The sequence below is a fragment of the Halomonas sp. B23F22_3 genome (assembly GCF_043496965.1).
Taxonomy (GTDB): Bacteria; Pseudomonadota; Gammaproteobacteria; order Pseudomonadales; family Halomonadaceae; genus Halomonas.
In genome coordinates, this window is record NZ_JBIEKG010000004.1 from 373,171 (window position 1) to 385,327 (window position 12,157).

General features: G+C 69.0%; 11 protein-coding genes. 3 read left to right on the forward strand and 8 right to left on the reverse strand.

Annotation, left to right across the window (positions count from 1 at the left end):
• Nucleotides 1-28: 28 nt before the first annotated feature.
• Nucleotides 29-424: a thiol-disulfide oxidoreductase DCC family protein gene (locus tag ACGTNG_RS10945; RefSeq protein WP_394577037.1), complete on the reverse strand. Its 396-nt coding sequence runs from the start codon at nt 422-424 to the stop codon at nt 29-31.
• Nucleotides 421-2,043 carry a cryptochrome/photolyase family protein gene (locus ACGTNG_RS10950; RefSeq protein ID WP_394577038.1) on the reverse strand — a complete coding sequence of 541 codons (1,623 nt, stop codon included), beginning with the start codon at nt 2,041-2,043 and terminating at the stop codon, nt 421-423. Before ACGTNG_RS10950 ends, ACGTNG_RS10945 begins: the two co-directional genes overlap by 4 nt.
• A 132-nt stretch (nt 2,044-2,175) precedes the next feature.
• On the opposite strand from ACGTNG_RS10950, the gene hemH reads away from it, so the two are divergent.
• Nucleotides 2,176-3,264: a ferrochelatase gene (gene hemH, locus ACGTNG_RS10955; RefSeq protein WP_394577039.1), complete on the forward strand. Its 1,089-nt coding sequence runs from the start codon at nt 2,176-2,178 to the stop codon at nt 3,262-3,264.
• Nucleotides 3,265-3,280: 16 nt separating this feature from the next.
• Here hemH and ACGTNG_RS10960 read toward each other — a convergent pair whose 3' ends face one another.
• The 6 genes from ACGTNG_RS10960 to ACGTNG_RS10985 are packed head-to-tail and all read right to left on the reverse strand — an operon-like array spanning nt 3,281 to nt 9,117.
• Nucleotides 3,281-3,664, reverse strand: coding sequence for a Na+/H+ antiporter subunit G (locus ACGTNG_RS10960; RefSeq protein WP_394577040.1), 384 nt, complete (start codon nt 3,662-3,664; stop codon nt 3,281-3,283).
• Between the two features lie 21 nt (nt 3,665-3,685).
• Nucleotides 3,686-3,955, reverse strand: a complete 270-nt coding sequence (locus ACGTNG_RS10965; protein WP_394577041.1) for a K+/H+ antiporter subunit F — start codon at nt 3,953-3,955, stop codon at nt 3,686-3,688.
• Nucleotides 3,949-4,446, reverse strand: a complete 498-nt coding sequence (locus ACGTNG_RS10970) for a Na+/H+ antiporter subunit E (RefSeq protein WP_394577042.1) — start codon at nt 4,444-4,446, stop codon at nt 3,949-3,951. Before ACGTNG_RS10970 ends, ACGTNG_RS10965 begins: the two co-directional genes overlap by 7 nt.
• Nucleotides 4,443-5,954 carry a monovalent cation/H+ antiporter subunit D gene (locus ACGTNG_RS10975; RefSeq protein ID WP_394577043.1) on the reverse strand — a complete coding sequence of 504 codons (1,512 nt, stop codon included), beginning with the start codon at nt 5,952-5,954 and terminating at the stop codon, nt 4,443-4,445. Before ACGTNG_RS10975 ends, ACGTNG_RS10970 begins: the two co-directional genes overlap by 4 nt.
• Nucleotides 5,951-6,289 carry a Na+/H+ antiporter subunit C gene (locus ACGTNG_RS10980; RefSeq protein WP_089847482.1) on the reverse strand — a complete coding sequence of 113 codons (339 nt, stop codon included), beginning with the start codon at nt 6,287-6,289 and terminating at the stop codon, nt 5,951-5,953. Before ACGTNG_RS10980 ends, ACGTNG_RS10975 begins: the two co-directional genes overlap by 4 nt.
• Nucleotides 6,289-9,117 (reverse strand): monovalent cation/H+ antiporter subunit A, encoded by a 2,829-nt coding sequence (locus tag ACGTNG_RS10985; RefSeq protein ID WP_394577044.1) that lies wholly within the window; start codon nt 9,115-9,117, stop codon nt 6,289-6,291. The genes ACGTNG_RS10980 and ACGTNG_RS10985 overlap by 1 nt, the downstream gene beginning before the upstream one ends.
• A gap of 264 nt (nt 9,118-9,381) precedes the next feature.
• Between ACGTNG_RS10985 and ACGTNG_RS10990 the strand changes: the two genes are divergently transcribed.
• Nucleotides 9,382-11,727 carry a putative monovalent cation/H+ antiporter subunit A gene (locus tag ACGTNG_RS10990; RefSeq protein WP_394577045.1) on the forward strand — a complete coding sequence of 782 codons (2,346 nt, stop codon included), beginning with the start codon at nt 9,382-9,384 and terminating at the stop codon, nt 11,725-11,727.
• Nucleotides 11,720-12,154, forward strand: a complete 435-nt coding sequence (locus tag ACGTNG_RS10995; protein ID WP_394577046.1) for a Na+/H+ antiporter subunit B — start codon at nt 11,720-11,722, stop codon at nt 12,152-12,154. Before ACGTNG_RS10990 ends, ACGTNG_RS10995 begins: the two co-directional genes overlap by 8 nt.
• The last annotated feature ends 3 nt before the right edge of the window (nt 12,155-12,157 follow it).

Sequence of the window (12,157 nt, forward strand, 5' to 3'; positions counted from 1 at the left end):
GCGCTTCCGAGCGACTTCCCTCCCCGAGCTAGCGCTTCCCCCGCCGTGCCAGCCAGCGACCCAGGCGCAGACGACGGCGGGCAAACCCGCGATAGCCCGCGTCCATCACCCCGCCGATCCCCGGCAGGGTGCTCAGCCAGACCAGCCGTCGATAGCCCAGCACCGCATAGAGCGCGCGGCTGGCGTCCATGCCCACGTACCAGCGTCCGTCCTCGTCGCGAACATGCAATCGGCCCATCATTGCCGAAAAGCTGGCGCCGAGACGCGCGGCATCGAAATCCGTCGCCTGGATGTCCACCAGCCTGACCCGCTCGCGGCGCGGATGGCGCGACAGCCAGGCGACCTCCCGCTGGCACAGCGGACAGTGGCCGTCGTGGAAGAGGGTCACCGGGGCGCGGGCGGCGAGCGTGGCGCGTCGGGTCATGGCGTCGTCTCCTTGGCGGTGGTGGGATCCTCGCTGGCGTCATGCGTCTCGGCATCGCCATAGCCCGCACGATGTACCCCTTGGCCGTAGGCGGGTCCGGCATCGAGCCGTTCGAGGAAGGCCCCGGCCTGGTCACGCAGGGCCGCACGCTTGTCATCGCTCATGCGCGACAGGCTGCCGTAGATCAGCTTCATGCGCGGGTTGGCGCCGAGGGTGTCGGCGTGACGCTCGAGGAAGTCCCAGTAGAGGCTGTTGAAGGGGCAGGCGTCGGGGCCCGTGGCCTGCTTCGGGTCGAAGCGGCAGTGCCGGCAGTGATCCGACATGCGATCGATGTACTTGCCCGAGGCGCAGTAGGGCTTGGAGCCCATCAGCCCGCCGTCGGCGTGCAGCACCATCCCCAGGGTGTTGGGCAGCTCCACCCACTCGCAGGCGTCGGCGTAGACGGCCAGGTACCAGTCGCAGAGGGCTTCGGGGGCCACGTCGCAGAGCAGCGCGAAGTTGCCGGTGACCATCAGCCGCTGGATGTGGTGGGCGTAGGCGTGGTCGCGGGTCATCTCGATGGCGCGACGCAGGCAGCGCATCTCGGTGTTCCCGTCCCAGAAGAAGCTCGGCAGGCCCCGTCGGGCGCCCAGGGCGTTGCCGCGCTTGTAGTCGGGCATGCGCGTCCAGTAGATCCCGCGCACGTACTCCCGCCAGCCCAGCACCTGGCGGATGAAGCCCTCCACGGCGTTCAGCGGCGCGCGCCCCTCGTGGTACTCGCGCTCGACCGCCTCGCACACCTCCCGGGGCGAGAGCAGCCCGAGGTTGAGCGCCGCGGAGAGCCGCGAATGGTAGAGAAACGGCTCGGCATCGCTGATGGCGTCCTGCAGGCGACCGAACTCCGCCAGCCGGTGCTCGAGGAAATGCGCCAGCTCCTCCAGCGCCTGGTCGCGGGTGACCGGCCAATGGAAGCCCGCGAGGGTGCCGAAGTGATCGCCGAAGCGCTCGGCCACCAGGGCGAGCACCGCCTCGGTGGTGGCGTCATGACGGTGCTCGGGCGGCGCGGGCGGGTGTATCGCGTCGGGCAGCGGCTCGCGGTTGTCGTGATCGAAGTTCCAGCGGCCGCCGGCGGGCTCGTCGCCCTCCATCAAGAGCCCAGTCTGGCGGCGCAGCAGGCGATAGAAGTGTTCCTGGCGCGGGGCCTTGCGCTCGCGGGCCCAGGCGTCGAAGGCCTCGGGGGTGGCGAAGAAGCGATCGTCCTCGATGAGCCGCCAGGGCGGCTCGGCCTCGGCCCGCTCGCGCATCGCCTGCCATAGTCGCCACTCGCCCGGGCGCACGGCGCGGATCTCGTCGCAGCCGTAGTGGGCGGCCAGGCGCTCGGCCTCACGGATCAGGTCCTGGGCGTTGTCGGCGTCCTCCAGGGCGCTGTAATGCACGAACAAGCCGCGCTCGCGCAGCGCATCGGCGAAGTGGCGCATGGCCGAGAAGATCAGCGCGATCTTCTGGGGGTGGTGGGGCACGTAGCTCGTCTCGGCGCCTACCTCGCACAGGGCGATGACCGCCTCGTCCGGCAGGTCGCGCAGGCTGGCGAGGTCGTGGCTCAGCTGGTCGCCGAGGATCAGGATCAGCGGTTTGGGCATAAATTGACCAGGAGTTATACAAATGATTGTCATAGTATAACTCGATTCCGCGATGGTGCCCGTCGATGGTAGGCTTTAGCCTGCCTCGCACTCAGCGATCCCGTTCACTCGTGCTTTCACAAGGATGACTTCATGGCCGCCCCCGAGACGTCGCTCGCCGCCTCCGACCACGACCAGCCCCGGGCGGATCGCCCGCCCCACGCGCCCGCCGACCACCCCGCCGTCCCGCGGGGCAAGGTGGGCGTGGTGCTGGCCAACCTGGGCACGCCGGATGCCACCGACTACTGGTCGATGCGCCGTTACCTGAGCGAGTTCCTCTCCGACAAGCGGGTGGTCGACTACCCGGACTGGAAGTGGCAGCCGCTGCTGCAGCTGATCATCCTCTCGCGTCGGCCCTTCAAGTCCGGCGAGGCCTACCGCGGCATCTGGAACACCGAAAAGGACGAGAGCCCGCTGCTGACCATTACCCGGGAGCAGACCCGCAAGGTGGCCGAGGGGCTGGGCGAGCGCTTTGGTGACCGGGTGGTGGTGGACTTCTGCATGCGCTACGGCAATCCCTCCACCGACAGCGTGCTGCGCCGCCTGCAGGCCGAGGGCTGCGAACGGATCCTGTTCTTCCCGCTCTATCCCCAGTACGCCTCGCCGACCACGGCCACCGCCAACGATCAGGCCTTCCGCACCATGATGAAGCTCAAGTGGCAGCCCTCCCTGCGCACCGTGCCGGCCTACTTCGAGCATCCCGCCTATCTCGACGCCCTGGCCAACTCGGTGCGCGAGGCCTATGAGGCCGCCGAGACGCCGCCGGAGGTGCTGGTGGCCTCCTACCACGGCGTGCCCAAGCGCTACCTGCTGGAGGGCGACCCCTACCACTGCCAGTGTCAGAAGACCACGCGCCTGCTGCGCGAGCGCCTGGGCTGGGAGGCGTCATCCATCCAGACGGCCTTCCAGTCGAAGTTCGGGCCCGAGGAGTGGGTGGGGCCGGCCACCGTGGAGCATGTCGCCGAGCTGGCCCGCCAGGGCAGGAAGCACATCGCGGTGGTCTCGCCGGCCTTCTCGGCCGACTGCGTGGAGACCCTCGAGGAGATCGAGGAGGAGATCCGCGACGCCTTCCTCGCGGCCGGCGGCGAGACCTTCACCTACGTTCCCTGCCTGAACGATCGCGACGACCACATCGCCGCGCTGCTCGCGGTGATCGAGAACGAGCTCGGCGGCTGGGTCTAGCGTCGCGCCGGAACGGTCACCGCTCCGGGTGCGGGACGGGCTTCTCGCCGACCTCCTCGCGATAGAGCTCCACGGGCTTGCCGACGGTCTTGGGCACGTGCTTGAGCTTGAGGTGAAGGCCCGTCTTGGCGAGCAGGTGGGCGCTCACCGGTGCGGTGATGAACAGGAACAGCGTGATCAGCATCTCCTGGATGATGGGGGCGCCCTGGATGGTCGAGAAGTAGAGCATCGAGCTGATCAGGATGCAGCCGATCCCCAGCGTCGTCGACTTGGTCGGTCCGTGCAGGCGCATGTAGAAGTCGCGCAGGTGGGCCATGCCCAGCGAACCGATGAAGGCGAAGATGCCGCCGGCGATCAGGAAGAAGGCGATGACGCCCTCGAGAATGACGTAGACGTTCATGGTGGCTCCGACGTTGCTGGCCTATTCGATGATGTCGCCGCGCAGGATGTACTTGCAGACCGCCACCGTGCTGATGAAGCCGAGCATGGCGATCAGCAGTGCGGCCTCGAAATAGATCTTGGTGTTCAGCCACAGCCCCATCAGCACGATCAGCGCGATGGAGTTCACGTACATGGTGTCCAGCGCCAGGATGCGATCGGGCATGTCGGGCCCGGCCGTCAGGCGATAGGCGTTCAGCAGGATGGATATCAGGATCAGCGTGATGCTGATCTTCAGGGCGATGTCTAGCATTCGTAGATCTCCTTCAACGGCCGCTCGTAGCGCTCGCGTATCGTCTCGATCAGCGCGTCCTCGTCCTCCATGTCGAGGGTATGGATCAGCAGCGACTTGCCGTCCATGCGCAGGTTGGCCGATACCGTGCCCGGGGTGAGGCTGATGGTGTTGGCCAGCAGCGTGATGGTGAAGCGCTCCTCCAGCATCAGCGGGTAGACGACGAAGGCCGGGCGCATGCGCTGGCGCGGATTGATGATCAGCCAGGCCACCTGGATGTTGGCGATCAGGATGTCGCCGAGCACGCGCGCAACGAAGCGCAGCAGCAGCCAGGGCCGCGCCACGTGGGGCTGGGCGTCCCAGAAGCGGTAGGTGGCCATCGGAATGAGCAGGGCCAGCACCCCACCCAGCAGGATCTGCCCCGGCGCGATGCTGCGGGCCATCAGCAGCCAGACGACCAGCAGCAGGATCGACAGCAGGGGGAGGGGGAGCCAGCGACGAGGCGTGATCATGGGGACTCTCCGGCATCAGACAGGACGGCGCGCACCAGCACATCCGGGTCGGCCAGCTGGTCGGCGGTGGCGCGGGTGTAGTCGCTGACCGGGCCCGCCAGGGCGACCAGCAGCGGCGAGGCGGCAAGCAGCCCGCCGACGCCGAGCCAGCGCGTGCGCGAGAGCGCCTCGCCGCCGGCCTCGCCGTCATGGCTGCGCCAGAACAGCGTCGAGCCGGCGCGCGAGAGGGCGACCAGCGTGGCCAGGCCCGTGCCGAGCAGGATCGGCCACAGCCACGGCTGCTGCCAGGGCGCGGCGGCATCGAGCAGCAGGGCCTTGCCGATGGCGCCCGACAGCGGTGGCAGCCCGGCCACGGCGATCGCCCCGACGAAGAACAGCCCCGCCAGCAAATGGCCGTCGCGCAGCGGACGCCCCTTGACCAGTCGCGTGCCCGCCTTGCCCCGCTGCAGGCCGATCATCTCGGCCAGCAGGAAGAGCGCGCCGGTGATCAGGGTGCTGTGCACCAGGTAGTAGAGCAGGGCGGAGACGGCCTCCGGCGAGCCCATGCCGATGCCGGCCAGCAGCGTGCCCACCGAGATGACCACCAGGTAGGCGACCATCAGGCGCAGGTCGCGGGCGGCCAGCACGCCGATGCCGGCCACCACCATCGTCGCCAGCGACAGCCACCATACCCAGGGGCGCTCGAGGGCCTCCAGTCCCCCGGCCTGCTCGCCGAAGATCAGCGAATAGACCCGCAGGATGGCGTAGATGCCGACCTTGGTCATGATCGCGAAGAGCGCGGCGACTGGGGCCGGGGCGGCGGCATAGGCCCGCGGCAGCCAGAAGTAGAGCGGCAGGATGGCGGCCTTGAGGCCGAACACCACCAGCAGCATCAGGCCGCCCGCCGTGACCAGGCCCGCGCGTTCGGCGGGCAGCTCCCCCAGGCGCACGGCCATGTCGGCCATGTTGAGGGTGCCGGTGGCACCGTAGAGCACGCCGACGCTGATCAGAAACAGCGACGAGCCGACCAGGTTGAGCACCACGTAGTGCACCGCCGACTGGATCCGCGACTTGCCGCCGCCGTGGATCAGCAGCGCGTAGGAGGCCAGCAGCAGCACCTCGAAGAACACGAAGAGGTTGAACAGGTCGCCGGTCAGGAAGGCGCCGTTGATGCCCATCAGCTGCAGCTGGAAGAGGCCGTGGAAGTTGCTGCCGCGTTCGTCGTCGCCGGCGCAGGCGAAGATCACGCAGCCCAGCGCCAGCACCGAGGTGACCATGATCATCAGGGCCGAGAGGCGGTCGAGCACCAGCACGATGCCGAACGGCGGCTGCCAGCCGCCCAGCGCGTAGTAGGTGACCTCGCCGCCGGCGGCGAGGGCCAGCATCAGCGTCGCCACCGCCACCAGCAGGGCGGTCGCGGCGACGCCCACCCGGCGGTGGGTGCGCATGGCGCCGTGTCGGCTGCGCAGCAGGATCAGTCCCACCACCAGCGGCAGGACGACGGGGAGAACGATCAGGTGCTGCATCACCGGTGAGGCTCCTCTCGCTTGCGACCGTCGACGTGGTCATTGCCCAGCTCGCTGCGGGCGCGCATGGCCAGGATGACCACGAAGGCGGTCATGGCGAAGCCGATCACGATGGCGGTCAGCACCAGCGCCTGGGGCAGGGGGTCGGCGAAGTGGGACTGGCCATCGATGATCGCCGCACCGCCGGTCGTCAGGCCTCCCATGGAGAACAGGAAGAGGTTGACCGCATAGGAGAGCAGGGTCAGCCCGACGACGACCGGGAAGGTCCGACCGCGCAGCGTCAGGTAGAGCCCGCAGGCGGTCAGCACGCCGGTGGTGATGGCGTAGAGGCTTTCCATCAGTGTTTCTCCTTGCTGGAACGGGACAGGTTCTCGTCGCTGGCCGGGGCGCCCTTGGCCGGGCTGTGCGGCGTGGTGACCTTGCCCAGGTTGGCCAGGATCATCAGGGTGGCCCCGACCACCGCCAGGTAGACCCCCAGATCGAAGAGCAGGGCGGTCGCCAGCTCGAAGTCGCCGATCACCGGCAGGTGGAAGTGCCCGAAGGCCGAGGTCAGGAACGGTTCGCCGAACAGCCAGCTGCCGAGTCCCGTCAGGGTCGCGATGCCGACGCCGGCGATCGCCACCGGCTGGTACTCGAACTGCAGCCGCTCCTGGGCCCACTCCACGCCGCGGGCCATGTAGAGCAGGATCATCGCCACCGCGGTGACCAGGCCGGCGATGAAGCCACCGCCGGGCATGTTATGGCCGCGCAGGAAGATGAACGCCGAGACCAGCAGCGCCAGCGGCAGCAGGGCCATGGAGATGGAGGTGAGGATCGCCGGGTAGCGGTCCGGCGACCACAGCCGGCCCTCGGTGTCGCTGTGGGGCATGAACAGGCGCAGGCGACGCAGCAGCTTGAAGATGGCGAGGCCCGCCAGGGCCAGCACGGTGATCTCGCCCAGGGTATCGAAGCCGCGGAAGTCGACGAGGATCACGTTGACCACGTTGTGGCCCCCGCCGCCGGACACGCTGTTCTCCAGGAAGAAGCTCGAGAGGCTGGCGGTGTCGCGGGTCAGCACCGCGTAGTTGAGGCTGGCCACGGCCATGCCCAGGGCGCCGGCCAGCACGATGTCGCGCACGTTGCGCGTCGCCGAGGTCTCGCGGGAGGTGCGCTGGGGCAGGAAATAGAGCGCCAGCATCAGCAGGATCATGGTCACCACCTCCACCGACAGCTGGGTCAGCGCCAGGTCGGGCGCCGAGAAGCGCGCGAAGGTCAGCGACACCACGAGCCCCACCACCGAGAGCATCAGCAGCGAGATCAGGCGATAGCGGTGGGTGGCGGCGGTGGCGATGCCGCCGAAGATCAGCAGCCCGGCCCCCACCAGCAGCACGCCGTCGACGGGCTGGTTGCCCTGGTCGCCGGTGAGCAGCGGCATGCCGGAAAGGCCGAGCCCCGCCACCACCAGCGAGGCCAGCAGCAGCAGGCCGACGTAGCGCTGCTGGGAGCCGTTGTCGATGATGCGCAGCGTCGTCTCGGCCCAGGCGGAGAGCCGCTGCACGGCGCCCTCGAACACCAGGCGTGCGTCCACCGGACGAAAGCCCTTGAGGAAGCGCTGCAGGTCGGCATGGCGGGCGTACATCGCCACGCCGGCGACCAGCGCCACCCCGCTCATGGCGAGCGGCAGGTTGAACCCGTGCCAGATCGCCAGGTGGAAGCTCATCGCCTCGCCGAGCACCGGCATCAGTGCCAGGCCCAGCAGGCCCTCGGCCAGGACCGGGGCGAGGCCCACGAGCACGCAGATCACCACCAGCAGCGCCACCGGGGCGCGCATCAGCCAGGGCGGCTCGTGGGGCGACTTCGGCGGCGCCTCGCGGGCCGGCTTGAAGAACACCGCATGCACCAGGCGCAGCGAGTAGGCCACCGAGAGGACGCCGCCCAGGGTGGCGAGCACCGGCAGCAGCCAGCTCAGCCCGCCGAGCACCGGGGTCTCCAGGGTCTCGGTGAAGAACATCTCCTTGGAGAGGAAGCCGTTGAACAGCGGCACCCCGGCCATGGCGGCGCCGGCCAGGGTGGTCAGCAGGGCGGTGATCGGCATGGCGCGCCTGAGCCCGCCCAGGCGCTTGAGTTCCCGGGTGCCGGTCTCGTGGTCGATGATCCCGGCGCACATGAACAGCGCCGCCTTGAAGGTGGCGTGGTTGAGGATATGGAAGAGGGCGGCGAGCACCGCCATGGGGCTGCCGATCCCCAGCAGCACGGTGATCAGGCCGAGGTGGCTCACCGTGGAGAAAGCCAGGATGCCCTTGAGGTCGGTCTTCATCAGCGCGAACCAGGCGCCGTAGAGCATCGTCGCCATGCCGATGAGCGAGACGATCACCGTCCACAGCTCGCTGCCGGCGATGGCCGGATGCAGGCGGGCCATCAGGAAGATGCCCGCCTTGACCATGGTCGCCGAGTGCAGGTACGCCGAGACCGGCGTGGGGGCGGCCATGGCGTGGGGCAGCCAGAACTGGAAGGGGAACTGCGCCGACTTGGTGAAGGCACCGAGCAGCACCAGCCCGAGCATCCAGGGGTAGCGCGGGTCGGCGAGGATCGCGCTGCCGCTCTCGAGTACCACCTGCATGTCGTAGCTGCCGACCATATCGCCCAGCAGCAGCAGGCCGGCGAGCAGCGCCAGGCCGCCGGCGCCGGTCACGGTCAGCGCCATGCGCGCGCCCTTGCGGGCGTCGCTCCGGTGCGACCAGAAGCCGATCAGCAGGAAGGAGGAGAGGCTGGTCAGCTCCCAGTAGAGCCACAGCAGCAGCAGGTTGTCGGCCATCACGATGCCGACCATGGAGGCCATGAAGAGGATCAGGTAGGCGTAGAAGCGCCCAAAGGGCTCTTCCGGCGACAGGTAGAAGTGCGCGTAGAGCAGGATCAGCAGGCCGATGCCCATGATCAGCAGGTTGAAGAGCACCGACAGGCCGTCCAGCCGGAAGGCGAGCTCCAGGCCGAGGGCGGGCACCCAGTCGACGGCGACGCGCAGCGTCTCGCCGGCCGCCAGGGTCGGCAGCTGGCCGAGGGTCATCGCAAGCGCCAGCGCGGGCAGCGCCGCGGTGGCCAGGGAGCAGAAGCGTCGCCCACGTTGCGCGGTGAACGCGGGCACCAGAACCCCCAGCAGGGGCAGCAGGGCTATCCACAGCAGTGTCATCGATCGGTCATCCTGCGCGGGTTCGGAAACGGGGAGGGCGTCTGAATCACGCGCCCGGGGAACAGGATGAGGCAAGCGACACACGATCGCACCCCCCGTCCCTGGGTCAAGGCCCCCCATGGCTTGGCTCCTTGCCACTTTACCGCAAAGCGAATTCCCTCGCTGCCTCCTTGCCTTTCAACACTTTGTCTCTCTAGAGTGGGTAAACCTCATCGACGGGGCACGCCGCTGTCGCGCGTCCCATCGTCACAGGGAGGGTGGCCGATGCAACTTGCCGTGCTGGGAGGCTTCGCGATGGCGAGCCTGGCCCCACTGCTGCATCAGTGGTTCGGGGCCCACACGCCGCGGGTCATGGCCCTGCTGCCCGCGGCGATCGCGGCCTGGCTGATCGGCCAGTGGCCGGCGATCGCCGGCGGCGAGGTCCTGCTGCTGGAGTGGGCCTGGGTGCCGGGGCTCGATATCACCCTGACCTTCCTGATCGACGGCCTCGCCTGGCTGTTCGCCCTGCTGATCACCGGGATCGGTGCCCTGGTGCTGGTCTACACCGGGGAGTACCTGCGCGGGCATCGCGACCTGCCGCGCTTCCTGGTGGTGATCACCGCCTTCATGATGTCGATGCTCGGCCTGGTGCTCGCCGACAACCTGGTCACGCTCTTCGTCTTCTGGGAGCTCACCAGCATCACCTCCTACCTGTTGATCGGCTTCAACCACACCGATCCCGCCGCCCGCAAGGCGGCCCTGCAGGGGCTCTTCGTCACCGTGGGGGGCGGGCTGGCGCTGCTGGCCGGCTTCGTCATGCTCGCCGAGGCCGGTGACAGCTGGTCGCTTGCCGAGCTCGCCCAGCGTGGCGAGACGCTGCGCGCCCATGCGCTCTACACGCCGCTGCTGCTCTGCGTGCTGGTGGGTGCCTTCACCAAGTCGGCGCAGTTCCCCTTCCATTTCTGGCTGCCCAACGCCATGGCCGCGCCTACGCCGGTCTCGGCGTACCTGCACTCGGCGACCATGGTCAAGGCGGGCATCTACCTGCTGGCGCGCCTGCACCCGGCGCTGGGCGGCACCGAACTCTGGGTCACCAGCCTGTCGCTGGTCGGCGCGGTGACCATGGTCACCGGCGCCTTCCTGGCGATCCAGCACACCAACGTCAAGACGCTGCTGGCCTACTCCACGGTGATGGCGCTGGGTACCCTGACCATGCTGCTCGGTCACGACACCCCCGAGGCCCTCACCGCCTTCGTGGTCTTCCTGCTGGCCCACTCGCTCTACAAGGGCGCGTTGTTCATGGTCGCCGGCATCCTCGATCACGAGACCGGCACCAAGGACGTCACCTTCATGGGTGGGCTGCGCCGGGCGATGCCGCGCACCGCCATCGTGGCCTGCGTCGCGGCCCTGTCGCTGGCCGGGCTGCCGCCGCTGCTGGGCTTCGTGGGCAAGGAGGCGATGCTCGCCTCGGTGCTCTCCGTCGATAACTGGCGGCCGCTGATCCTGCTGTTCGCCTTCACGGCTGCCTTCCTGACCCTCGCCGTCGCGACCATCGTCGCCCTGCGCCCCTTCTTCGGCGCGCCGCGTCAGACCCCGAAGACGCCTCATGAGGCGCCGTTGGCCATGCTCGCGGGGCCCGCGCTGCTGGCCGCCCTGTCGCTCGTCTTCGGTCTGGCGCCGGGCCTGCTCGACCCGCTGGTGGCCGCCACCCTGGCCGGCATCGGTGCGCCCGAAGCCGAGGTGCATCTGGCGCTGTGGCACGGGCTCAACCTGCCGCTGGCGCTGTCGCTTGGGAGCCTGGCGCTGGGGCTTCTGACCTTCCGCCACTGGGATCGCCTGCGGTCGCGGCTGAGCTGTCTCGCTCCGATCATGGCGCGCGGCCCCGAGGCCGGCTACGAGGCGCTGATGGCCGGCATGGTGGCCTTCGCCGACTGGCAGACGCGGCTGCTGCAGAACGGCCACATCCGCCACTACCTGGCCATGACCCTGCTGGTGCTGGTCGGCCTGGTCGGCCATGCGCTCTTCTTTCGCCACACCCTCGAGTTCGACGTTGCCCTGGACCTTTACCTGCACGAGGCCGGGGTCGCCGGCCTGATGGTCGCCGGGGCCCTGGCGGCCTGCGTGATGCGCTCGCGCCTGGCGGCGGTGGCGGCGCTCGGCACCATGGGCTTCTCCATCGCGCTGACCTTCGTGCTGTTCAGCGCCCCGGACCTGGCGATCACCCAGCTGCTGGTCGAGACCCTGACGGTCATCCTGCTGGTGCTGGTGCTGTTTCGCCTGCCGCGCTTCGCCACCCTCTCCTCGCCGCTGGAGCGGCTACGCGACCTCGTGGTGGCCGTGCTCACCGGCGGGCTGATCACCCTGCTGATGCTTGCGGTGCTCTCCGGGGAGCGCCTGCCGCGCATTTCGGACTACATGGTCGCCAACAGCCAGCCGCTCGGCCACGGCCACAACATCGTCAACGTCATCCTCGTCGACTTCCGGGCGCTCGATACCCTGGGCGAGATGTTCGTGCTGGCGCTGGCGGCCATCGGCGTCTATGCCATGCTGCGCTTCCACGCCCGGGACGATCATGCTCGGCATCAGGGGGCCCGGCGCATCGCGCCGCCGAAGGAGCGCGACGATGGCTAGATCGGGCACCCTGATCCTCAATGCCGCGGCGCGGCTGCTGCTGCCGCTGCAGCTGCTCTTCTCGCTGTTCCTGCTGCTGCGCGGCCACGACGAGCCGGGCGGCGGCTTCATCGCCGGCCTGGTGGCGGCGGCGGCCTTCGCGCTCTATCTGTTTGCCTTCGGGCGCCGCCCCCTCAACCGGATGCTCGCGGTGTCGCCGCGCGACCTGGTGGCCATGGGGCTGCTGCTCGGGGTGGGCTCGACGCTGCCCGCGTGGTGGGTCGGTGAGCCCTTCTTCACGGCCCAGTGGTGGACCATCCCGATCATCGACTTCAAGGCCTCGACGGTGCTGATCTTCGATATCGGGGTCTACCTGGTGGTGGTGGGCTCGGTGCTCACGGCGATCACCGCCCTGGTCAAGACCGACCAGCACGACGACGAACGCTGAGGA